The sequence below is a fragment of the Halosimplex salinum genome (genome assembly GCF_003730195.1).
GTDB classification, from domain to species: domain Archaea; phylum Halobacteriota; class Halobacteria; order Halobacteriales; family Haloarculaceae; genus Halosimplex; species Halosimplex salinum.
Genome location: NZ_QWGG01000014.1, coordinates 75,481 through 99,529, shown reverse-complemented (window position 1 = coordinate 99,529; position 24,049 = coordinate 75,481). Strand labels below are relative to the sequence as shown.

At 56.8% G+C, this 24,049-nt stretch carries 18 protein-coding genes and 1 pseudogene; 8 read left to right on the top strand and 11 right to left on the bottom strand.

Annotation, left to right across the window (positions count from 1 at the left end; all coding sequences use genetic code 11):
* Positions 1 to 2,307, top strand: a 2,307-nt coding sequence (locus D1409_RS23000) for an Eco57I restriction-modification methylase domain-containing protein (protein WP_123539298.1), incomplete at its 5' end; no start/stop codon positions are given.
* Positions 2,308 to 2,315: 8 nt separating this feature from the next.
* Here the strand turns inward: D1409_RS23000 and D1409_RS22995 are convergent.
* The 4 genes from D1409_RS22995 to D1409_RS25485 all read right to left on the bottom strand — a co-directional run bounded on the left by D1409_RS22995 (position 2,316) and on the right by D1409_RS25485 (position 8,262).
* Positions 2,316 to 6,122, bottom strand: coding sequence for a helicase-related protein (locus tag D1409_RS22995; RefSeq protein WP_123539297.1), 3,807 nt, complete (start codon positions 6,120 to 6,122; stop codon positions 2,316 to 2,318).
* Positions 6,123 to 6,203: 81 nt separating this feature from the next.
* The gene (locus tag D1409_RS25785; protein ID WP_071401626.1) at positions 6,204 to 6,425 is read right to left on the bottom strand and encodes a hypothetical protein; all 222 of its coding nucleotides are present in this window, start codon (positions 6,423 to 6,425) and stop codon (positions 6,204 to 6,206) included.
* A gap of 11 nt (positions 6,426 to 6,436) precedes the next feature.
* Positions 6,437 to 7,216, bottom strand: a complete 780-nt coding sequence (locus tag D1409_RS24960) for a RipA family octameric membrane protein (protein WP_164471862.1) — start codon at positions 7,214 to 7,216, stop codon at positions 6,437 to 6,439.
* A 212-nt stretch (positions 7,217 to 7,428) separates the two neighbouring features.
* Positions 7,429 to 8,262 (bottom strand): TIR domain-containing protein, encoded by an 834-nt coding sequence (locus D1409_RS25485; protein ID WP_235853703.1) that lies wholly within the window; start codon positions 8,260 to 8,262, stop codon positions 7,429 to 7,431.
* Positions 8,263 to 8,486: 224 nt separating this feature from the next.
* On the opposite strand from D1409_RS25485, the gene D1409_RS22975 reads away from it, so the two are divergent.
* Positions 8,487 to 9,515 (top strand): Cdc6/Cdc18 family protein, encoded by a 1,029-nt coding sequence (locus tag D1409_RS22975; protein ID WP_123539296.1) that lies wholly within the window; start codon positions 8,487 to 8,489, stop codon positions 9,513 to 9,515.
* A gap of 25 nt (positions 9,516 to 9,540) precedes the next feature.
* Here the strand turns inward: D1409_RS22975 and D1409_RS22970 are convergent.
* The 3 genes and pseudogenes from D1409_RS22970 to D1409_RS22960 all read right to left on the bottom strand — a co-directional run.
* A pseudogene (locus D1409_RS22970) lies at positions 9,541 to 9,807 on the bottom strand (SOS response-associated peptidase family protein); the annotation flags it as partial.
* Between the two features lie 73 nt (positions 9,808 to 9,880).
* Positions 9,881 to 11,134, bottom strand: a complete 1,254-nt coding sequence (locus tag D1409_RS22965) for a hypothetical protein (RefSeq protein ID WP_123539294.1) — start codon at positions 11,132 to 11,134, stop codon at positions 9,881 to 9,883.
* Positions 11,135 to 11,390: 256 nt separating this feature from the next.
* The gene (locus D1409_RS22960) at positions 11,391 to 12,617 is read right to left on the bottom strand and encodes a hypothetical protein (protein WP_123539293.1); all 1,227 of its coding nucleotides are present in this window, start codon (positions 12,615 to 12,617) and stop codon (positions 11,391 to 11,393) included.
* Between the two features lie 340 nt (positions 12,618 to 12,957).
* On the opposite strand from D1409_RS22960, the gene D1409_RS22955 reads away from it, so the two are divergent.
* Together D1409_RS22955 and D1409_RS22950 are read left to right on the top strand one after the other, a co-directional pair.
* Positions 12,958 to 13,899 (top strand): hypothetical protein, encoded by a 942-nt coding sequence (locus tag D1409_RS22955; protein ID WP_394339050.1) that lies wholly within the window; start codon positions 12,958 to 12,960, stop codon positions 13,897 to 13,899.
* Between the two features lie 2 nt (positions 13,900 to 13,901).
* A complete protein-coding gene (locus D1409_RS22950) occupies positions 13,902 to 14,225 on the top strand; it encodes a hypothetical protein (RefSeq protein ID WP_123539291.1) in 324 nt (107 codons plus the stop codon).
* Between the two features lie 175 nt (positions 14,226 to 14,400).
* On the opposite strand, the gene D1409_RS24955 is transcribed toward D1409_RS22950, so the two are convergent.
* A complete protein-coding gene (locus tag D1409_RS24955; RefSeq protein WP_164471861.1) occupies positions 14,401 to 15,459 on the bottom strand; it encodes a hypothetical protein in 1,059 nt (352 codons plus the stop codon).
* A 345-nt stretch (positions 15,460 to 15,804) separates the two neighbouring features.
* On the opposite strand from D1409_RS24955, the gene D1409_RS22945 reads away from it, so the two are divergent.
* Positions 15,805 to 17,970: a type B DNA-directed DNA polymerase gene (locus D1409_RS22945; RefSeq protein WP_123539290.1), complete on the top strand. Its 2,166-nt coding sequence runs from the start codon at positions 15,805 to 15,807 to the stop codon at positions 17,968 to 17,970.
* Between the two features lie 174 nt (positions 17,971 to 18,144).
* Complete coding sequence (locus D1409_RS22940; protein WP_123539289.1) at positions 18,145 to 19,413, top strand: orc1/cdc6 family replication initiation protein; 1,269 nt, start codon at positions 18,145 to 18,147, stop codon at positions 19,411 to 19,413.
* 562 nt (positions 19,414 to 19,975) lie between these two features.
* Here D1409_RS22940 and D1409_RS22935 read toward each other — a convergent pair.
* Positions 19,976 to 20,299, bottom strand: coding sequence for a hypothetical protein (locus tag D1409_RS22935; protein ID WP_123539288.1), 324 nt, complete (start codon positions 20,297 to 20,299; stop codon positions 19,976 to 19,978).
* A gap of 137 nt (positions 20,300 to 20,436) precedes the next feature.
* Here D1409_RS22935 and D1409_RS22930 point away from each other — a divergent pair, with 137 nt between their 5' ends.
* Both D1409_RS22930 and D1409_RS22925 read left to right on the top strand, forming a co-directional pair.
* Positions 20,437 to 21,363: a helix-turn-helix transcriptional regulator gene (locus D1409_RS22930; protein WP_123539287.1), complete on the top strand. Its 927-nt coding sequence runs from the start codon at positions 20,437 to 20,439 to the stop codon at positions 21,361 to 21,363.
* Entirely contained in the window at positions 21,360 to 22,163 is an 804-nt protein-coding gene (locus D1409_RS22925) for a DUF6036 family nucleotidyltransferase (protein ID WP_123539286.1), read from the top strand. The genes D1409_RS22930 and D1409_RS22925 overlap by 4 nt, the downstream gene beginning before the upstream one ends.
* 13 nt (positions 22,164 to 22,176) lie before the next feature.
* Here the strand turns inward: D1409_RS22925 and D1409_RS22920 are convergent, their stop codons facing one another.
* Together D1409_RS22920 and D1409_RS22915 are read right to left on the bottom strand one after the other, a co-directional pair.
* A complete protein-coding gene (locus tag D1409_RS22920; RefSeq protein ID WP_123539285.1) occupies positions 22,177 to 22,992 on the bottom strand; it encodes a hypothetical protein in 816 nt (271 codons plus the stop codon).
* Positions 22,993 to 23,091: 99 nt separating this feature from the next.
* Positions 23,092 to 24,030, bottom strand: a complete 939-nt coding sequence (locus D1409_RS22915) for an ArdC-like ssDNA-binding domain-containing protein (RefSeq protein ID WP_123539284.1) — start codon at positions 24,028 to 24,030, stop codon at positions 23,092 to 23,094.
* Positions 24,031 to 24,049 lie beyond the last annotated feature (19 nt).

The following is a 24,049-nucleotide window of genomic DNA, read 5'->3' as shown; positions in this document are numbered from 1 at the left end:
ATGCAATGCATTGAGTATTTCCAGCGACTCGAAGCTGAAGGGAAAGGCTGGGAGCTAGAATCCAGAACGCGAGAAGAGATAGAGGTAATCGAGTCTGGAAAAGGCTCCTCATCATTGTACGCAAAGCGAACGGCCATCCTCAACAATTTGTACGGAGTCGATATCGACGAAGGTGCTGTTGAGATCTGTAAGCTCAGGCTCTGGTTGTCGATGGTCGCTGATATCGAGGATGAACCGAGCGAGGTGGAGCCGCTCCCCAACATCGATTTCAACGTACGACAGGGCAACAGCCTAATCGGTCAACTCGATACGGACATCGAGAGTAACGAAGACGGAGACAGCGATCTCGATTCTTGGGAGGTGAAAACTCGTTTTGAGGACGTGAAAGAGGCCATCAAGAAGCACAAGAAAGCGGAGACCAGTACTGAAGCTCAAGAATGGCGGAAGGAGGCAGAAGACAGAATAGAGGAACACCGGGACAAATTTGATGAAATCCTTCGGCGAGAATTCCAAGACGCTGGCTTTGACGACATAACGATCGAGGAAATTCGGGAGTGGTCCCCCTTCCACTGGCCGTTGGAGTTCGCCGACGTCTTCGAGAAAGGTGGATTCGACGTGTTCATCGGGAACCCACCATGGGACATGCTCTACGCGAATCGCGACGACTTCTTCATCCGCTACGATGAGCAGTTCCGTACCTATCAGTCGGAGGAAAAAGACGGTGTGATGGAAGACCTCCTCTCAAGCCCTGAAGTTGCGTGGGAATGGGAGGACTACAAGGACTCAATGGAAACTCAGGCAGACTTCTTCACGCAAGGAGATGTCTATAAGCTCCAATCTCCGGTGGTGGGCGGTCGAACGATGCCGACAAAGAACGAACTTTCGGCTCTTTTTCTTGAGCGGGTCTTCCGACTCTCCAGAGACGGCGTGAAGGTGAGTCTGCTCCTCCCCGGTACTATCTTCGGGGGAGTAATGGGGAAAGACCTCCGAATGCATCTGCTGGACCACACGGACGTGGAGAATCTCATCGGGTTCGAGAACAAGGGTATCTTTGAGGCTATCGACGATAGATACCGGTTCGCGATTCTGACGTTCGAATATGGGGGGAAGACATCAGCTCTTCGGGGGATATTCAACCAACGTGACATGGATATAGTCTACAGGATCGAAGATGAGGCAGTCAACATTCCGCGCGACGTACTCGTCAGTTATTCTCCAGAAGGGGGAATCTTCCCATCCATCACCTCGCAGATCGAAGTAAGCGTCTTGGAGAAGGTAGTTGAGCAGCCTTCCTTGGGTGAAGATTTAGAGGACGCTTGGACAGTTGATATGCTCACTAAGGAGTTCGTTGAATCGACTGATAAGGATAGGCTCCTGACATCGCCGGAGGAGGCCGACTATCCCGTCTATGGCGGCAAAAATATCCACCAGTTCCAGTACGATAATACCCACACAGATGCGTTAGATGGACCGCAGTACTGGAGTCGGGGGATGTACGATCCACCGAATAGTGCTCAGTACCGTGTTCGAGAGAAGAAATTCAACAGAGGTAATCTCAAACGGGCAATCTACGACGCCTTTGGAGGTTCAGAGACGAGCAAGTCCCAAGTTCAATTCGTAGATGAACTACTCGAAGAACACCGTAGTCACGGACTTGAGGAAGAAGATGTCCTGCTCGATTGCACTGAATACCGAATCGGCATTCGAGACGTTTCTCGATCCCGGGACGAGCGGACGATAATAGCGACGGTACTTCCGAAGGACGTCATCTGTCTCCACACCATTAACACGTTCAAGCCGTTCGCTATTGAACCGGAAGAGGAACACCTCACAGAGTCCCCACTTCGGTCACCCTACGTCCGGCGATTTACGGATCAAGAACTCTTCGTGGCAACGGGACTCCTGAACAGCATTGCGTTCGATTTCCTGATGCGAACTAAAGTCGAGACGCACATCGTCAAGCGCGAGCTATTGGAATCCCAGCTACCACGGCTCACCGACGGAGATGACTGGTTCCATTATATCGCTGAACGAGCTGCCCGATTGAACTGTTACGGGGAAGAATTTAAAGAAATGCATGAGCGACTCGGCGGAATCGAGGCAGCGGTAGAAGATCAAGAACGCAGAGAATTACAGGCTGAAATCGACGCGGCCGCATTCCAAGCGTATGGCCTGGAACGTCGTGACGTGAAGTTTATTCTCGACGACTTCCATCGCGTTGAGAATCCGAATCTGATGGACGAGATGTACTTCGATCTGGTCTTGGAGAAATATGATTTACTGGATCAGAAGGGGCCCCTACCGTAGCTCCCGAATCACTGTCCGACAACCCCCCAACATACGAGCTTCGCTTGTACATCACTCTCTCCCATCAGTTTCGTCTGGTATTCAGTAGAGGCTTCGACGTTCTTTTCTAAGAACTCCTCAAGCTGACTGAGGAACTCCCCGGTCGGCCACTCTGGGAAAGAGTCGTACTGCTCATTCTGGCGAAAGATCTCTCGTAGGATTCGGTCTTCATCCGTGTTCGCCAGCTTTACCTCCTGCAGCCGCTCTTCGATGTCGGTAGCCCATTCTCCTATCGTTTCAAACTCTTCGACAGGAGCCGGCTCATTGCCGTGATTCGGCTGAACGTAGTGACTGATGAAATCGAGGATCGTCTCCTGTTCCTTCGAGAAGGCCTCCCCCTGTTTGAAAGCACCCTCAACTTGGCCTTCTCGAATCACCTCCAGGCGCTCGTCAAGCACTGCTTGAATCTCACTGCGATTCGATAACACCGTATCTGGATTTCCAGTAATCGGTTCGCCGTCAACTGAAGGGTCAATGTTGAGCGTGCTCACGGGCCGCTCTTTGACCTCGTCGGCGAAGGGCTTGTAGTAGAAAGCACGACGGACGCGACCAAGAGGGGACTCGTGGTCATCATCGTCGAACCAGAGGTGGGCAAGGGCGAATACGCCCGGACGAGGACCGGCATCGTGGTCAGTTACATTCGTGTAGAGGAATTCCCGTTCTTCGGGCGGGTCATCGAAGAAGTCCTCAGCGTACTCGAAGTCTTCCGCAGTTAGGTCATAATCCTCGTTCAGTTCTCGCTTCAGAAGGTACCGCTCGAACGCAGCGTGTTCATTACTCCCAGCATTGCGGAGGAGCGGATTCTTGCTCGTGTCGTCGAGTTCATTCACGTCGTCAATTTCACGGGACTTCTGGAGAGAGTCCTCAATCTCGTCCACCTGTAATTCCCCGATTGTCTTCTCCGTGTCTACACCTGTCTTTTCGAGAATCTGGTCTTCGTTCGGATCGAGGATATTGTTCTCCTTTCCGACGATGAGCGCGATATCGTTGATCTTTGCCTGCAGGCGTTTCAGGAGCTTAATCGCCGCCTCGATGTCGCCGTCCGGGTAGAAGTTGTGGACGTGTTTCTCGGCGGTACTCCCGATCCGGTCGACTCGCCCGACACGCTGGACAATCCGCATCGGGTTCCACGGCAGGTCGTAATTGACCACCACATGAACGTCCTGGAGATTAACCCCTTCACTCAGCGTGTCAGTGGCCACTACGTACTGTAGCTCTGAGTCCCCCGACTCGGCGAGCGTTTGCTGGTAGCCTGACGCCTCGGGAGCAAAGCGTTGAATGATGTCCTGTTTATTCTCGTCGCCACCCTTGACGACGGCACTGTTCGCCTCTGTGAGTGGTGAATCCTCGTTGTCACAGAGGGTTCGATAGACGTAGTCTGCAGTTGCCCGATACTGCGTGAAGATGAGTACCTTCTGATCGTGGTTAGTGAGGACATCTGCAAGTCGGTCGATCTTCGGGTCGCGGAACTCGCGGAGTGAAAAGACGGCCTCGTAAAAGTCGCGTGTGGCAGGGTCGACTTCACTCAGGTCACTATTCGGGTAGAGAATCGGATTCATCTCTTCTTCAGGAATATCGGGGAGGACACCAGCGTCGTGGTCAGCGAGCCATTGACGCGTGGAAACCGCATAATCGCTCACATCACCCGCATCACGGGCGACATCACCGATGAACTGCGAGAGGAAGTACGAGAGAAGGGTGAGGTCCTCCCTGATGTACGTCTTCACCTCGCCGATGGTGGCGTCTGCCAGTTCATCTCCCTCGGTATCAGCTCCTTCTTCCGATTGAATAGCGGTGGTATCGAAACCGAATTCTTCGAGTGTTTGTTCGAGATCTTCAGCAGCGTCGGCTCCTTCGACAAAGTCACCGAGTTCAGAGTCATCCCCTTCCCGAACAGTTCGGAGCATATCGATGTCTTCGTCCTCGGGAAGTTCACCAAGAAGGCCGAGAAGCTGGCGTTCGCTCTGATGTAGCGTCTCGATCGACTGGACGAACGCGTACGTTGAGGACTCGAGCCGTTTGAGGAGGTTCAGCTTGTAGAGAGCTTTCAGCGTGCTCCCTGCTTTCGGGTTTTTGACTGTGATGTGGGGTAGGTGGAGGGCGTCCATCACGTCGGGAAGCATCCGATATATTGGCTGGTAGGCCGCCGGCAGGGAGTACTGTTGCTTGTTGAGTTTCGGCGGCTTGAAGCTCATCTCGAAGTCTTCGCTGTCCTGTATCTGGTCTTTGACGTGCTTGCGCGTTCGGAGAACCATCACTTCGTTAAGGATATTCGATATCTCAGAGGAGTGTCGCTGGAGCTGCTCGGTGATTTCTTGCTGTTCGTCGTCGCCGACCTCCTCTTTCCCGGATGCGATGCGTTTTCGCGTCTCCGAGAGTTCGATATATTCGTCGAACGCATCAAAGTCGAGTGACGCCTTGTTCCGAAGTTCCTCCGGGCTGGTGAACAAGCTGATGAGGTTCTTTAGGTCGGTAGCGCTGTTATTGATCGGGGTCGCGGTCAGCATAATCATCGTCTTTCCGCGGAGTTGCCTGAGATTCGCGTGTCGTCGCGTCCCCTTGTAGTCATCATCGTGGTCCGGATTCGGTCGCCACTTCCCGTAGTTCCGGAACCGATGAGCCTCGTCGATAAGCAGGACGTCGAACTCGTCTTTGAGGTCCTGCACCTCGTCGTAGGAGAGATTCTGGAACTTGCTGATACTCATCACGTCAAGGTGCGTGCCGTCTACCTCTAACCCGAAGTACGGATTGCCGTCTTCGTCAGTGTCGTTCTGGAGTAGGTCTTCCCACTGATCAGTCAGGTTAGCCGGGACAATGAGGAGACAGTGGTCGCCACGTTGGCGGTAGTCGTGGAGGAGTTCACCGCCAATAAATGATTTTCCCAGGCCGACCGAGTCGGAGACGATGCACCCGTTGAACTGGGAGAGCTTCTCCTTTGCACTCTCGTACCCGAGCTTCTGGAAGTAGTACAGTGGGCTGTCACGGATGTTGACGTTCCCACTCAGTTCGTCGTAGGCGAGCAGCTTGTAGAGCTCGAACGGTTCGAGATACGTGCCCAGCTCCTCAGATGACGTCTCCTGGTCAGACTCGTTCTCCTGCTGTTCCTTCCAGTCCTGGTACTCCTCGCTGTTCTCGATGATTCGGATGATCTCCTCACTGAACTCCTCGGCGTTGGCCCACTGGTTGTCGTACCACTCCTCGAACGCTTCGGCCTTGTGTCGATCCTGACTCGTGAGGTTCAGTTCGATGTTGTTCTGGTGGCCGCTCTTGGTGAAGTTCGAGGAGCCGACAACTGTAGCGCATGGGCGGGTGTCTTCATCCTCGTCTTGTCCCCAATCTTCGTCGTCTTCGAGTGGTGCTCGAAATGATGCACCCTTTGCGTGGAAGTAACCGTTTTCAGGATTTCGCACACGGACGCTCACCTCGCCTTCGGCGATAAAGTCTCGTAGCCGGTCTAGTCGCCCGATCTGAGCGTTATTCAGCTCCGAGATGCTTTCTCTCACCTCTCTTTTGAGCTCCTCTTTGAGATTCTGCCCCTCACCGATTTCGTCAGCAGTTCCCCTATTCGTCTGACGACCCATCAAGATCCGAAGTGGAGCGTGGCCGAGTTCCTCGGGGTCAGCCAGATTTTCAAGGTCTTCCCGGTAGAGGTCGAATCCTGAGAGATAAAAGTATCCAGTTGCGATACGGCCTTCCTCGATCTGGGGAATAATCCGCTTGTAAGCGTCTTCTAGTGTTCTATTGGCGTTATCGACAAGCGGAGGAAGCGAGAGCATCGTAATGCCGAGATGTATTCAGTACGCTAACTTAGTGTTTAGTGAACTTAGACTACAGAGGTGGCACCAGACAATAGCCAATCAAACTGGCCGAAGATCCCGCCAGCGGACGTCAACGGTGTCACCATTGGCGATTTCAACCCGGAAAAGATAGCCTTCTCGTTGATCACCAGTCACAGTTCCTGCATCGTCTGAGAGGATCTCAACGATTGTTCCTCGACGTCCATGGAGACGCTCGTGATCTGGATCTGTCACGTCCGGGATATCGATTCGGACCGTGTCTCCAATATCGAATCGTTTCATAGTAGGTGTCATCAGCTCTGAATCCAGAATAGCCCTATCGAACCAGCCATAACGGTCGCACCGGTTATTAGCCCGACTGCCGTCGGAGACGGCAGAGAATAGCCTGCACCCGTGAGCAAAGGAGTTAGAATGAACCCGCCAGCGTATCCTCCGACAGTAAGATATCCAGCGGCAAGGAGACGGACAAACCACTGTTCGACAATCGTATGCGAGCGGTGATCTGGGTCGTCATCAGGTCGGGGCTCAACGATTTCCGGATCGGGCTTTTCCCGCTTGAGGTATCGCCATTCATCAAGATACATTCGGACAGGAAGGGCAGACTCGATTTGGTTGAGAATAGCATATCGGGCCTTGTTCAGCCGGCGATACGACTGTAAACTCTGATACCAAAAGTAACAGATCAGACTTCCAAATCCAGAGGCGAATAGAACGATTGCAGCACTCGTAGTCGTCAAATTTCCTCGGGCGAGAGCGAAGAGTCCGGCTAGTATCGACGTCAAAATCAAGCCGAAAAATCGGTTCATCTGAACCCGCTGATTCGCAGTCTCGATTGCCACCTCCCCATAGTGGATGTATTGATCCATCAAGCGATCCGTCTCTTCGTCGTTCAGGTTCGTTAACGGCCCATTCTCTACGGCATTGGGCTCGGCCGATTCGGCCGGGTCTCCCCCAGTAACCTCTTCGGGGTGTTCCGGCTCTGTTTCAGGCGTGTCTTTGTCCTCGGTATTTTCGCCAAGATTTGCATTATTCGGCTCGCTCTCGCCAGAGGTCTCGTCAGTTGATTCAGACATATTCCGCTAAGGTGTCGGCGAATGATGCTTTGCGCCATTCTAAGAATAGGGGACCGTAGAAACAGTTCAGATCCAAACGCTGTTCGGTCGCCATTACGCTTTCTGTGTAGTGCCTGTACTGATTGATGAGAGTCTTATCACGCTCTGGCCGTCTGGGTGAAGATCGTGTACTGCCATCCCTCTGTCTTGGGCCATACTCGACCGAGGGTGAATCATGCATGCTTCGCGATGGCGTTCACGATAGACTTCTGCCGCCAACCGACAATCTCATCGGCTTCCTCCTTTACCACAGCTGGAAGTCGCTCGTTCCCGTTCGGTCGCACACCGATAATAGGTTTCTCGAAATGGTCTGCCATCTCAATCTCCTCCTCGATCCACTCGCTGTGCGAGACGTACATCCCAGCGACGACGACGACCACATTTGCCTGGCCAACCTGCTGATAGAGCTGCTGACGAAGATCATTCTTATCTTCAAACTCCATCGGATCGTCCTCTGGGACACTGAAGTTCTGCCAGTCCAGCCGATTTTCATCATCGAGGAACTCCTCAATACGTTCACGCTGTTCGGAGTACTTCCACGAGTGACTCACAAACACCCGATACGGCCGATCTTCCAGAGGGAGACGCGGCTGCGTCGACGTGCCGGTCTCATCTGTTGTTGAACCAGATGAAACTAGGCCACCAAGTCCTTGAGCGCCCTTGTATGTGAAATAGCCTGCCACAGCAGCAGCGATAATGAGTTCAGGGGCGTCGTGCCAAAGGTAACGAAGTGGATCGTCGTGTGGATCATGATCAACTTGTCCACCTTTCCAGTCGGCATATCCGGCGAGGAGGTCTTTTCCGAGATCGACGACATCGGTGTTTTGTTGGTTTGTAGTTGGAACGGATGTCGTATCGGAGCCTCCAGTAGTATCCTCGAACAGGCCAGCAAACGGATCGTCTTTCCCGTTTGATTTGATAAGGGTATTCACGTCAAGGCTTCCGGTGGGGCTTTGCACCTCGACGGTCGGCACGTTGGTGACAGGGTCGTTTTCGTTGGGTGTCACAGGCGATACATCGCAATTTGGATATTTAAACCCAAGGGGATATTTGCTATTCAGGAAGGTTCGTGTTTCCCTGAACTTCCGAAAAGCCACCACGGCAGATTCCTTCCGAATCACCACAAAGAGACCCGGTATTCAACCGATGTCCAATTGGTGAGATTTGCTTTCCGGAAACAACCCGATCACGTATTTATGGCCTGACGCAGAACCAGTCACTTACTGACACAATGATCCGCGATGCTCGCGTACTCCGCGCCGGATTCGTCCCTCGGGAAGTTGAGCATCGCGACGCCGAAGTCAACCACCTCTCCAGCGTCCTCGAGCCTATCACGAACGGGGAACCCGCCGACACGGCCATCGTCACCGGGCCCAGCGGGACGGGGAAGACGTGCATTTCGAAATTCGTCACGGAACGTCTGCGTGAAGAGGTCCTCGACGTCGAGACCACCTACGTCAACTGCTGGCGCAACTACACCCGGTTCCGCACGCTCTACCAGATCCTCGACGATCTCGGCGCGACCATCGACATCCACCGGCAGTCGACGCCACACGACGAACTCGTCGATCGCCTTCAGCAACACGACGGCCCGCGAACGGTCGTCATCCTCGATGAGGTCGACCAGCTCGAAGACCCGAGCGTCATCTACGACCTCCACAGCCTCCCGCAGTTTGCAATCATCTGCATCGCGAACAAGGAAGAGGAGCTGTTCAGCCGCGTCGACGACCGCCTCGTGAGCCGCCTGCGCTCCAGCGAGCACGTCCGGATGGACAAGTACCACGACGAGCAGCTGTACGACATCCTGAGTGCACGGGCGAAGTGGGGGCTCGACGAGGACGTCATCACCGGCGACCAGCTCTATCGAATCGCCGACGCAGCTGCCGGCGATGCCCGCCTCGCTATCGGTATCCTTCGAACGGCAGCCGGCAAGGCTGATCGAGAGAACCACGAGCGCATCACCGACGACATTCTCCTGGACGCCGCGGAGGATGCTCGGGCCCAGATCAAGCAGAAGAGCCTCGACTCGCTCACGCCGCACCAGCGCGTCGTCTACGACATTGTTCGCGAGCACGGGCCGGTCGGGCCGAGCGAGATTCACGAGCGCTATTCCGAGGGCGTCGATGATCCGCGGACGAAACGGACTATCCGCACGTACCTCTCGAAGATGGAGCAGTACAACCTTCTCGAGGCGGAAGGGACGAGTCGGGACCGAGAGTACTCGCTCGTCGATTCAGCGGCGGCGTCGCCAATTCAGTAAGAACGAGGACCCCCAACAGCTGCCCCTAACTGAATTCATCGATCCCTGATTTCTCGTAGTCCAACAGCTCGATGATCTGCGGGTCGTCGTTTCTGGGGTTGACCCGCATCGAAATCTCGTAGGCGTTCAAATCGTCCTTCGGACACTGGCGACACAGCTCCTTTCGAGCGTCCGGCCTGGCAGAGAGCCATTCGCACTCGGCATCGCGCGGCAGGACAACCGGCACCGGGTCGTGAATGGACTTCATAAGGTCGTTCGGGTTCGTGGTCAGTATCGTCACGCACGAGGTCGTTGTCTACGAGGCCCGGCACCGGGAAAAACTGTACCGGTAGTGGGAGCCCTATACTTCCGTCAGGAAATTCGGTTTACGACTGACATTCCGGACTAGGGTTCAACGGTCCCACCCGTAGATCCCACCCAGAATCAAGCGACTGAAGATCTTCTTCCTGCTCAAACTCCTGCACGGTAGCTACCTCGTCATCCGTGAGGAACCCGTATTCCTCGATATCGCGGGTAAACGACTTGATCTTCCGGAGCGTCTGCTGAATACCCATTTCGAGAAGATTGTACAGCTCTCGGAGCAACACCAGATACGCTTTGAGTCCCAGCACTTCACCGATAATCCCGAGCAAATACGTGTGCGCTCGCTTCACACCGAAAGACGCAACACGGCTTACCAAGCCGAACTTCGCTAGTAACAGGTCAGCCACAAGAATACCCAAGCTCAGCAGGAGATCTTCCACGGCATCCGTCAACGCACCTGGCTCTGCTCCCACAACACGGCATGCATCATTAATCACATGGTCAATGCTGTTGACGACCGGGAGCACCGACCGCCCCCATCGTGCCCATGTGGATGCACCAGCTAGCAGCTGCCGGACGAATGTCGGCGTATACCCAAGTTTGTCGTCGAGGACCGCGAACACGATCCGTGTGACGGCCACTGTCTCCACAGCGCGTGGCGCCTCCGTCTGCACATCAGCGACGGACAATGTTTTCATTTTGTCCGGGACTCGGCTGCAGATTGCTTCAGCGACGGGTACCATCGCTTCGACAACTGGCGACTCTGCGGCTCCGACCGTCGTGTAGAGGGTGGAGGCCTGCGCTGGAGCTACTTCTACCGCTTCCTCCGGCTTGTTTCGGCGGACGCGGGCGGATACCTCGACGGTCACATCTTCGCTCCCCGGACTAGACAGGACCTCGTCGGTCCAGTCGAAGACCAGATGATAGTCGCCGCCAGCGATGACGTTCGCATCACGCCGTGGCCGGGAATTGGTCAGACAGTCCAACGTCTCAATGTCGACCATCCCCCCTTCCACATTCCATGACTGCACTTGGTCTAGCTTTCGCGGGATGTTGTCGAAATAGACGACCGGCCAAGGGACCGAACCGAACCAGCCGAGGTCCCGTGATTGAGTGTCGTATAGGGGAATCGATGCGACCTGTGTCCGGTATTTCTCCAGTCCATCGTCGTCCACGACCAGCACGTCCGGAAGGTGGCCGTCGTCTTTCGGCCGGACCTCGTACTCGATGATGGCATCATCCGAAAAGTAGGGAATGTCCCACGTCCAGAACGGGTCGTCCTGTGGGAGTTCGAGTTCGCCATAGATCTCTGCCATCACCGGGTCGACGGGGTCCGATTCGGGGCTAGATGGTGTGATCTGATCAGATTGCTCCGCTGTAGTTACCTGAGCTCCACCCGCAACTGGGAAGGTCAGGGCAGCCGCAGACATCGAGAGAAACCGGCGGCGAGAAGACCTCATTTACCTATAGATATCTTGCAATCAAAAAGAAGCTTCTGCCATCTACTCTGAGACTACCGTAGATCACTATTCGCACTCAAGGAGTAGAAGAACTGGACCAATCGCACTATGCCTACTCCCGGACATCGAATGCTTTCACCGCGACTCTGACCGGATGCCCACTCTCCGACTCCAGTCGATATACACCGTGATCTGCAATCTCCGACACCTCAGAGACATACCGTTTGTGATCCATCGTCGCCTCCCGTATCCGGTCCTCAACCGTCCCGAAGTCCTGGCGCCGTGAGAAGATCAAGAGTGCAGCGTGTGAATCCCGGACGGTCAGGTTGTTTAGGAGCTGGTGAACCGCGTCGGCATACACAGATGGTCCATCCCAGAACTTGCACTCCGCGATGAACAGGTTCTCGTTATCATACCGGAGCAAGATATCCGTCTTCCCACCGCGATTGAACGTTTCTCCGGTTGCGAACCCGGAGTAATGCGAATTAATCCCCATCAGGAAAATATCGCGAAGTGACTCCTCATCCAGACCCCGGACCGGCGTGGCGGACCGTTCCAGATCCCGTCCCAAGTCATCAAGCAGATCCAAGACCTCGATAAAGGTCCGGTCCTGTAGCACCTCGTCATCACTGTTTGCGGCCGGTGAAGGCAACTCAATCTCTCGTTTTTTCTCCGGCACTACATATCCTGGTTCCGCGGTGTCACCGGTGTCGACACCCAGTTCGGCCATCACCGCATGGTTTGTATCAACGATCTCCCGCCGTTCCTCAATTGAGCGGCGGGCGGTCCGCCGCAGCTGCTCTTCCATCTCCGCGATATCATCCTCAAGCTGTTCCACGAACCACGCCACCTTGTCCACCCATTCGTCAACCTCGGACTGAATCTCGACTTGGACCTGTTCCGCATCCTTGTTCCCGATCGTGTAGTCGACGTAGTAGACGATCTCGTTCCGGTTCAGTTCATTGTAGCGCGGTTTGTTCAGCTTCGAGGAGCTGGGATTGATCTGCAGGAGGTCGCGGTCGCCGTGGAATGGCAGCTTCACACGGATCCGCTGGTACGTCTTAGTAGACCGGCCGCGCTGATTGAGGCCGGGCAGGCCTTGGCCACGCGGGATCTCTTTCTCGACCTCGCCCGCCTGTTCCAGGTCGTAGTCGTTGAGCTGGATCGGGGATGGTGTGTATCTCGACGTGAATATCAAGGTCAGGAGGTCGGTGCTGTCCTGTAGCTCGTCATTGGACAGTTCCTTGATTTCGTCCTTCAGCTCTGTCTCTTGCTCCCGCCGGTACTCGTGGATCGATTGGTCGGAGAAGAGATGGTCAACTGATTGTCGTCGTCTCATTACCATGTAGTTGTGACGTGATCTGTCATAAAATACCGGATCAACTAGTAGATCGGTCGTATTACAGGATCACGAACTACGGACTTCGCGTTCGACCTCGCGCTCTACCGCATCCTTGTCTTTAGAGGTATTTGAATATTCGAGCTATGCACTGTGTATTCAATACAGCGCCTAAGAACGATCACCACTTGAGAAGACCATTCTGGAAACATTCTCAGAAGCAAACGAAGCATGCCAGAAATCCAGTGACTGAGTCTGGTTCTAAATTTGTCCCAAGCCTTCCCGGAAACGCGGAAGCGACACGCCGCGGCTTATCGGGAACGTAGACAACTAGTCGAGTATGGGAGAACACTCAACGTCGAACCGATTGGCGGTGGACCAGCCGACACGGGGCGCTGACCGCAATCGGTCCCTTGCTGACCAGGCCGATCCGGCTACGGACGAGATGTTGTTGCCGTCACTCGGCGACGGCATCACGCTGCTCGACGTCGAGGGAGACCGCGGCGTCCCGATCCTGCAGTCGCTCGTACTCGACCATCTCCTCCTGCACGACGGACCCGCCTTCTGGGTCGACGCAAACGGACACGCGACGACGACACTCGCCCAGATCGCGCCCAGTCAACGGTTGCTCAACCGAATCCACGTGGCACGGGGATTCACCGCCTACCAGCACTACGGCGCCGTCTGTGATCTCCCGACGGCAGTGAACAACTCAATCCAGACGTCCACCACCGACGCCAGGGCGGCCGGTCGAGGGGAACCGAGTCGTGACGAGGACACGTCGCCCCACACACCCGCCCTCATCGTCGCGCCGGCCGTCGACGCCCAGTACCGCGCCGACGATACCCTCGGCGAAACCCACGCGAAAACCCTCCAGGCCCGCACCCTTGCCCGGTTGGCGACCTACGCCGATGGGTACGACATCCCGGTGCTCGTTACGCGAAACGAACGAAACGAATTCACCGAGCCAGTCGCGACGGTCGCGGACCACCATCTCGAGTGCGAGCAAACTCGGATGGGCCCACGGGTTGTCGGCGAGGGCTTCGAGACGCTCGTCTATCCCGTCGACGACGGCGCGTACTACCAGACGACGTTCGCGTACTGGCGGCAGCTGCTCGCGGCACGCGCCACACAGGTCGGCGTGGAACCGACGACGCCTGCGCCGTCGACGCCGACCCCGGAGGGCGTCGGAACGGGCGTCACAGCTGACGGTGAGACGGTGGCGACAACCGCCGACCCCTTGCTCGATGCGTGGACCGCGACCGGGACAGGAGGCCGATAGCGATGGGGCGCACAAACCCGACGTACCGAGATGCTCTGCGGGCCATCGAAGAGCGCTGGGCGGAGTTCCGCCGGGCACTGCGGCGTCGCGACCAGCCGCGCTTCGACCGGCTGTTCGAGTACGCCCGCGAGCACGCCGACGCGAGCGGGCTGTTGAACCACCAGAACCCGCTGCTGCCGGCGCTGCTCAGCATCGATCTCGAACAGGAGGCCCGCCTCGACGACCACGAGGAACGCCTCGAGGAACTCGAGGCCGCGGTCGCAGCGAGCGGAGATGACCACGGGAGGCAGTCTCGCTATGTTAATCCCGACCAGGAAGGACAATAACGATACTCGAAATTCCACTCCACGATGCAGTCACTCAATCCCATCGAGTGAGAGATATGTCTCCCCAGTTCCAGAGTTCTGCCAAGGGCTGATCTTTAGATTGAGAGGCGGAATATCTACTCATAGAGTTCCTCTTATTTGGAGAAACACGGCTCAACCAATATTCGTACTGAAATCACCAGCTGACACTGGCTGTAAGATTCCACGTACTGTTTCGGTTGAAAAGGGGCTTGATGTATGTCGCAGATAATCCCTTGAATTCATACTCCCGATCCTCAGACAATCCGTGGTTGTGAGTAAGATCACAGTACAACTCGTCGTAATTTTCTAACACCTCAATGTGGTGTTCTGCTTCTGATTTAGACTGATCAGGTCCGCTAAGTTCCGATTTGAGATGGGAAAGGAGATCGTCGTTATTCTGTAATGGATTCTCGATGATAAGCCCGTTAACACTTGGGTCATCGTAGTTCTCCTCTTCCGTGGTGATCTGTTCGGAGACAACGGGTATGCTACCTTCTGGTGCGTTGAATCCGGTTCGTGGAAGATCGAACGCCGTGGCGTTGAAAAGTTCATTAAAACCAAAGGCGCGAGCCAGTCGTTGATAGAGTGCTCCAGTGACGGGAACGCCTTCCGTGATGAACCGGAGTTCGACATTTGAAAGGACTTGTTTGTCACGGGATGATCGGGGAAGTTCCGCCCTGATAAGCAAGTATTCGTCTTCGTAGGCGAGGTTGGCAATATAGATGAGGTGTCCATTCTTGTACGTCGGAACGTCCTCATCAGCAAACGTGGCGTGGGCTTCTCTGACTGCCGTGGCAAAGTTAGCAGGCCCCCGACCGACGAGTGCTCCACCCAGCTGATGAACTGTGAACCAAGACGTGCTAAGTCTTCCTACGTTGTGGAGCCTTGCCAATCGGTCTGTGAACTCATCAGCATCCATATCATCCGTCCGTGTTCGGATTTCCATTGAGTTCTCACCGAGGTGGAAAAACGGATGGAACGTCACTGAGTCATTAATATCCGGTGAGTCTGTTCCTTGCGTTCGGATAAGTCGTGGCCCAAAATCGTTGTAACCGGGACTTGGAAGAGTAACTTCTCCCCGCTGTTCGGGCAGATCGCGGACTCCATTCTCAAGGGTTTCAATATACGCTTCCTCGATTGTTTGGTCGGTCTGCTCTGCGTGCTCCTTGATTCTCCCATGGATGGACCACGGAATGTCAACATTCGGCCTCATATACCAATACCATACTCCAGATACTAAATAAGTCTTTGGTCCGTGTATACTCAGAGTATGATGTCCTGGATAGAGATGACCGCCAAAGGCTCTGATGGCATATAAATGAGATATACGACGATCAAATTCGTTCTTAACCAACAAATGACGCCAGCACCCGAATTTGTTGGTTAATACTTGGCTGTGTTCCCGGAAAGCACCCCGGAAAAGAAAGTGTACGCGCCAAACAAGACAAGATCGGATATTAGAGACGTTTTGTACCGATTCGCTTGAAACTCGGAAACGACACGCCTCAGCTTATTAGACACGCAATCGTCCAGTTTGGTAGAGGCGAAAGAGCCACAGATGCCGTTCAGTATCGACTTTCTGGACGACGGCCGCGTCCTGGAGTGGGAGGCAACCACCGGCGGCGCCGTCGCGACCGAGCGCGATGACTACACTCCACACTTCTACGTCGCCCCTCGCGACCCAGCGTCCGACCTCGACCTCACGACACTCCAGTCGGTGTACGACCAGCACCCGGACGTCGTCGCGACCGAGACGGAGGCGCGACGGCCTGGCTTTCGACGGGACGAGGAGACAGTCCTCGCGGTCGACATCGCCCACATCGACCGCGTCACGCCACTCGCTCGGCAAGCACGCCAGCTGTCGCACTATCCAGTCGGGGATCTCGCCTGTTTCAACGTCGACTTCTCGCGGGGGTTCCGGTACTGTCTGGAGACCGGCGCCGATCCGACCCCGGCGAGCGAACTGTCGACGCTCCGGCTTAGCGTCCCGGTGACCGAAACGAGCAACGACGTCTACGAGGAACTGTCCGTCGCCGGCGACACCGTCACTGGCTCGCCGACGGAACTCCTGACCGCCGTTCAGAGGGCGCTCGAAGCGCACGATCCAGATGTCCTGGTCTGCTCGACGAGCGAGATCGTCCCGACGCTGTACGAGATGGCGACGGACGCCGGCGTCGACGACTTCTCGCTGAGTCGGTGGCCGGACGTCGACTACCAGCAGCTCGCAAGCCGGTCGACGTACTCGAGCTACGGTCGCGTCGGTCACTCCCCGGCGCGGTACAACGTGCCCGGCCGGGCGATCATCGACGAATCGAACACGTTCTTCTACGGGGAGACGAACCTCGAGGGCGTCCTCGACCTCGTGTCGCGCTCGAAAAAGCCCGTCCAGGAGCTCGCGTGGGCGTCGATCGGGAACGTGCTCACGGCGATCCAGATCTGCGAGGCCCACGACCGCGGTGTCCTCGTCCCGTGGAACTCCTGGCGCCAGGAGTTCTACAAGCCGATGGGGACGCTCCACGACGCCGACCGCGGTGGCTTCATCTTCGCACCCGAGGTCGGCCTCCACGAGAACGTCCACGAACTCGACTTCTCCTCGTTGTATCCGAACATCATCTGTACCCGGAACGTCTCACCGGACGTCATCCAATGTGACTGCCACGGCGACCGCGACGACGTCCCCGGCCTCGGGTACTCGATCTGCGACGACCGGGGCTACCTCGTCGACGTGCTGCAGCCGATCATCGACGCGCGCGACGAGATCAAGGCGGCCATCCGTCACGAGAAGGATCTGGACGAACCCGACGAGGACCGGCTGGCGGGGCTCGAGGGACGGTCGGGAGCGCTGAAGTGGATCCTCGTCGCCTGCTTCGGCTATCAAGGGTTCAGCAACGCAAAGTTCGGCCGCATCGAGTGCCACGAAGCAATCAACGCGTTCGCTCGCGAGATTCTGCTGACGGCGAAACAGCGACTGGAAACTGGCGGCTGGCGGGTCGTCCACGGCATCGTCGACTCCATCTGGGTGACGCCGGACCCCGACGTCGACGACGAGGACCGCGAGGACCTCGAGACGCTCGCGACGGAGATCACGGAACGCGTCGAGATTCGGCTCGAACACGAGGCTCACTACGACTGGGTGGCATTCGTCCCGCAGCGCGAGAGCGACGCCGGCGCGCTGACGAAGTACTTCGGGAAGGTCGCCGGCGACGACGACTTCAAAATCAGAGGTATCGAAGCCCGACAGCGTTCGACCCCGCCGTTCATCGAGGACGTCCAACGGGATTGTCTCGACCGGCTCGATGCCACGCGGTCACCGGACGCAGTGCTCGGACGTCTCGAACGAGCAATCGACGAACTGCAGGCGGGCAACGTTGCAGTGGAGCGGCTCGTCGAGCGGAATCGTGTTTCCAAGCCGCTGGAAGGCTACTCACAGAATACCCAGAACGTGGCGGCCTTGAAACGGGCTCGCGAGCAGGATCTGGCAGTCCACCCGGGCCAGGATATCGAGTACGTGGTCGTCGACGACGAGAAATCCTCGCGAGACCGGGTCGCCCTCGCCCACGAAGAGATCGAAACCTACGACGCTTCGTACTACGAGACGCAGCTGGTTCGAGCGATTGAGAGCGTGCTGTTGCCGCTGGGGTGGGGTCGTACAGATATTAGACGGAGACTCGCGGAGACACGGGAGGTGGAGCTGACGGAGTTTACAGCAGTCCGGAACGGATGAGTAGTCTCAAATGTCTTCTGAGGTGAGCAAAATCACAAGTGGGCGACGAGGTCGATTCCATTCACACTCTGGGGGGCCCTGCTCTCTGGAACACCCCCCGGAGTGTGAATGGAGGTAAATCAATCACACCGAGGGTGGGCAACCTATATGTGAATGGGGCGAATTGGTCCGCTCATGCCAAACAACGATTCCACGCAAACAACCGTCGACGAGATATTAAATGTCGACGAGGGGGATAGCGAAGACGAATCGGATATTTTTGAGAAGCCGTGGTTACTCGAGATCGATAACGTCCCTGACGCCAATCGAATCGTCGGACGAGACGACCATATCACGTTCTTGGCCAAGAATCTCCGAAAGATGCGGACAAACAGCGTCCCGGATAACGTCCTGGAGTGGGGAGAAACCGGGACGGGGAAGACACTAGTTGCAAGACACGTCTGCGAGCGGCTCGAAGCAGCAACTGCAGGAACGGACTCCCCGATCGTTACTGCCTACATTAATCCGGACCCCATCTCTACGTATACCTCCACCTTCCGAAAGATCGCAGAGCAGGTGAACGCAAAAGCAGAGAACCCGCTTGATGTCCCCTATCAGGGCCTCTCAGCCGAGCATTATCGGGATCAGAAATTGTGGCCCGTTGTTCAGCGGGAGTTTTCTGGCGGCCTCGTCGTCATCATCGATGAAATCGACAAGCACGGAGAAGTCAACGAGGTCCTCTACACGCTATCACGGACACAATCAAAAGACGACGTTGACTTCCCAGTCGTTACAATCGGGATTTCGAACGACATCGAATTCAAAGGAGAAATCGAGTCACGGGTTCAATCGACTCTCCAGCCAGAACACCGAACGTTCACACCGTACGAAGAAGACCAGCTCATTGCAATCCTCGAAAATCGACGGGACGCATTTTACGACGGTGTCCTCGATGACGAGGTAATTCCAACCACAGCTGAACTCGCAGCTGAAGAACACGGTGACGCTCGACGGGCAGTCCGATTGTTCCGGAATGCGGGCGAGATCGCCGACGAAGAAGGCGATAATATCGTGACCGCGAATCACGTTCTCGAAGCTGACGAACTCGTCGAAGTTGAGCTCTTTATGGAGATGGTGAAAGGGACTCCGTTGTCCGGGAAATTACTCCTGTTTGCTCTCACACGTCTTGACCGCAATAACCCGGAGAAAGAATGGTTCCGGACGTCAGAGATTCACGAGGTTTACCAAACAGTAGCACGGGACGTCGAAGTAGAGCCCAAGGGGTACAATCGTGCGCTTGAGCTTCTGAACAAGCACGTGACGACAGGAGTTCTCGAATCGAAAAAGAAGGAGGGCGGAGATCAAGGTAAGTTCAGGTCGTATTCGCTCCAAGGAGACGTAGAGAGTACACGAACTGGATTGATCAACTCAACGCCGGAACTCCAGACGTTGATGGGATGGTGACACCCCCACCCCTCGGTGTGAATGGTCCCCCATAGGTCACGACTGTAGTAAAGACGGAGCTGGACTCAATCCGTAGAAGCTGTGTCGTCTGTCTGAGTCCCATTACGGCACGGAGAGCGGCTTACACGTTCTGCCACGGTAGCTGACCCGGTCCGCTACTGCACCGCACCGCAGTTGTAGTTATCTTTATTATACTACAGTCTAAACAGTCCTCCGAGTAGACGTATTCTAGAAGGCGAGGCCTTGTGCCGAAGCCCAAGCTTCGTTACTGAAGCGAGAACCCTCCCTACGGCGAGAGGACTTCTGCTGTTAAGGACTTCTTAATCGCGGTACCCTGGGTGGTGGACCATTCACACTGAGGGGTGTGGGGGTAAACGAGGCGTAATCTATCCACGTGTTGCTTTGTCTCTTCCAACGTAAATTCCCGTCAGAGAGTACCCGTTGGTAGGCCATTCACACCGAGGGGTGTGGGGTAAACCGATCCCATTCACACTCTGGGGGGTGTCATCTGCTACGCTACGAATCACGTTGAAACGAACATCTGGCTACAGCTGAATCTCGTCTACTCGTCGGGATTCACCGGTCCTTTGTACTTCGACTTCACTGAATCACCTTCCCGCCACTGCCAGTAATAGTAGCGATTGTCGTTGATTTCTTTGATCGTGATCGTCGCTTTGGCAGGGACGTCGTCTGGGAGATCGTCTGGTCGTTCTTCGACCTCTTCTTGATCTGCCGACTCCTCGAGACGGGCCTCTCGTTCCTTGTGCTCGGCGAGCGCTTCAGCGTACGTCGCAACGTCTCGGAGTTGCTCCGGCTCCGACTCGTTGAGCGTGTTGACGATCTCCGTCGGGAGGTTCGTCGGTGGGGTCGGGGGTTCGTAGGACATCGGCTGCTCTCGTGTTAACCAACACGGCCCGCGAATCCATAGTTTTGTTGGTTAAGATGGTGGAGACAGCTCTCGTGCTGCTGGCTGTAACACTACTCGGAACTTCTTTATATACAAGTTTCGTACTATGTTACACCGTGCTCCGTCGCATCGAACTCGAGGTCCTCGCCACGGTCGACCGTGGCGACACGATCTCCGAACTCGCGACGAAGCTCGACCACAGCGAGAGTTACCTCTCTCGTGCCGTCGGCGATCTCGTTGAAAAGGGACTCGTCTACACGGAACGCGACGGCCGCCGAAAACGCGTCGTCCCATCGGATGCTCGCGCCATCGAACTCTATCAGGACCTCGTCCGCCAGCACTCCCACATCGACTTCCCCGAACTGCTGACCGGCAAGGCACTCGAGGTGCTGTACTACCTCGACCAGCCGCGAACCGTCTCCGAGATTGCCAACCGGAGCGACAACTACCGCAACACGGTCAACCGCGTCCTCAAGCGGTTTCGCGACCGGGGTCTCGTCGGGACGGCCGACGGCCACTACGAGTTCAACGCCGACTTTGACCGCCTCCACGAGTTCGCCCGTGAACTCGCACACCATCTGCATCGCCAGCGCCTCGAAGCCGTTGCCCCGAAGGGCACGATTCTCTGGGAGGACTACGACGAATTCCTCGCCCAGGCCGAGACGGAGATCGACGCGGAGGCGTTCCACGAAACCGGCCTCGCTCGATTCGCAGCCTTCGACCTCCAGTTCCTGCTTACCGGCCACCGCTACTACGTCTACTCCGAGGACCTCGACGCAGTCACGCCGGCGGAGCTGTGTTGTCACACCCTCTTGATCGACGACGGCAGCCGCCACCGCTCGTACTGTCTCCTCCTGCTCAGCCACGTCGACGTCAACGAGGAGGACCTCCGAGAGCAGGCGGCGAAGTATGGCCTCAAAGACGAAATCGACGCCTTGCTCCGCTACCTCGAGACCCACGGTGAGGTAGACGACGACCGGCTCCCGGAGTGGGACGAGTTCCAGGAGCTGGCGGCTGACTACGAGGTGCAACTCCCACAATGAGACCAACATTCGGACGTGAGTACATCGAGAACGAATTCCAGCGGATCGGGGATGGCCTCTCAGCCCCGCTCACGGTCTACCTGATCGGTGGTGGCGCGATGTCGCTGCGCGACCTCAAGGGGGCGACGAAAGACATCGACCTAGTCGTCCCGGATGGCGACGCGTACGGCCAGCTGTGGGCCGTCCTGATGGACCTCGGGTATGCGGAGGTGCAATCGTTGGATCCAGATTACCGGGCGCTGGGGGCGACGAGCTGCGTCGAGAACGACGACGGGTGTCGCCTCGACATCTTCAACCAGCAAGTCGCGAACAAGCTCGTGCTCACCGACGGAATGCAAGAGCGCAGCGAGCCATTCCTCGACATGGATCGACTGACGGTCCGGCTGGTCAGCAACGAGGATATCTTCCTGTTCAAGGCGATCGCCGGCCGCGACGACGACATCGAGGACATGAATATGCTCGTGCAGGCCGGCCTCGATTACGACGTCGTCCGAGATGAACTCGAAGCCCAGATCGAACGCCTTGGGGACGATCAGTTCGCCACGTTCGCGAACGAGGCACTAGTCGAACTCGAGGACCGGTACGGGGTAACCACGCCGATCGAAGCCCGCGTCCAGGAGCTCACGAATAGGTACTACCGGGGGCTCGAAGTCCTCCAGGCACTCGATGAGCCGATGACCGTCGACGAACTGGCCGCCGAACTGGAGCTGGATACCGACGAAGTTCACGACCGGATCGCGTATCTCTCGACGTTCGACCGGGTCCGTCGGGATGGTGACACAGTCCGTCCCGTGGAGTAGCTCAATCGTCGCCCTACGGGGAAGGAAGGCGGCCGTCTGGTCGGGGAACGCGGCCCTGTTTGATCTCGTGATCGACGCGACGAAGGTGTTTGCAGCCGCCCTCGGGTGAGCGCTGCTGCCAGTCGGGACAGGTACACGATTCGTCGATGACGTCGACTTCGTACCTGTTGCCGGACGCGGACTGCACCTCGTAGCGGCCACCCTTCGAGAGGAGTGAGACGTCCATCGCTTCGGCGACGGCACGCTTCGTGCGGGGCTCAAGATCGTCCTGTGACTCTGCGTTCTCGTCGACGACCAGTCGGTCGCGAACGTCGCCCGTTCGGCCACCGTCCGGGGCGACGGCTTCCGCAGGACCACTGAGCCGCTCGTGAAGCACTTCCTCCACCGGATGGCCTTCCGGCCAGAGGTAGTGGACCTCGCGACGCTCGCGATGGTCGTAGGAGCCGCACGCGGCTGCGCTCCCAGTCCAGACGCGCCAGGCACCGAGCGCGGCCATCACGTCGACAATGGCGCGAGGAACTGCCTGGTAGTCGTCCGGGAAGAACACCCGGAAGCGGGTACACGCCTCCTGCGGTGGGACGGTCTCCCACCAGTCTTCGCTGGAGCCCCAGCTATCGAACATCGCCTCGTCGCTCCCGTACCCGACGGTCACGCCGTCGATCGGCGTCCAGTCTGCTGGGAGGTGGTCCGCCTCGCCTTCGAGCACCCGAAGAACGGCGTATCGGAGGTACTCGTGGGCTTGGTTGTCTGTCGTTCGAGCGACCTGGTTGTGCTGCTCGGCAACGTGCTCGGCTTCCTCGAGGACCGTCGTGAGATAAGGTTCAGTCATTATTCGACGGAGGTCAGAACGCGCCTCCGCCCCTCTGCGGGCGTAGAAAAACTTAACCAACAGAACGGAAGGAATCCATCACCACGTTGGTTAACTGAGTTAGGACGACGATTCGCCCTCGAGAACGTCGATGAGCTCCTCTGCCGTTCGACTAATCCGTCCGAGACGCTCGCGAACGACCTCGGGATCTTCCGACTCCCACGCAGCGAGGTAGAACGCTGACCCGCTAGTGTCGAGCCCGCAGTAGCGCCCGACAACGTACGCGACGGCTTCGGCCTCGACTTCGCGTTTCGCCCGCTCGGTGTCGTCATCGATGTCGAAGTGGAGCAGGGCGTGCGCGTACTCGTGAATCAGCGTCCGCACAAGGTCGGCCTCGTTCTCCCGATCACGTACCTCGACGAGCGGCTGAACGTCGACGAGGCTTAGCTGCTCGCAGATGCCCTTTGCCTCGCCGTGGGTCCACTCCTCAGCTGGAACGATTCGCACCGTCACGCCGAGGTCGTCAGCGGCGACAGTCAACTGTTCGACGAGGTCGCCGGCGTCCCCGGTCGCTTCCGTGTCGAGATCAGGAAGCGGTTCGCCTTCGGTCTGAGAGACGTCGAACACCGGCGCGGGCTTGAACCCGACTAGACCCTTGGACCACTCTTCAGGCGGCGTCTCGTCGTACTCACAGTCACTGTCCTCGTGGTAGCTCGGCGAGTTCTCGCACTCCGGGCACTGATTCGTAACGATCGGCGCCCAGATCCAGATAGCCGACTCGCCTTCCTTGACGTGGCGGTCGAACTCCTCCTGCCACGTCCGGTAGCCAGCCACGCGGCTCGCCTCGGGACACTGCCGCTTGATGAGGAGCGTGTTCCGATACGAGTAGTCGTGGAAGCGACTCTGTACGTCGAGCCACTCCTGGAACTCCGCGCTGGCCTGCGCGTCGTCGACGCCCGCGACGAGGTCGTCGATCCACTGTTCGATGGTGCTGTTCATCTCGTCTGATCGTGTGTCGGTCTGGTCGAAGGAGACCGACGAGTCACTGGTCGTAGCCATTGTGTTCACCGAATCGAGT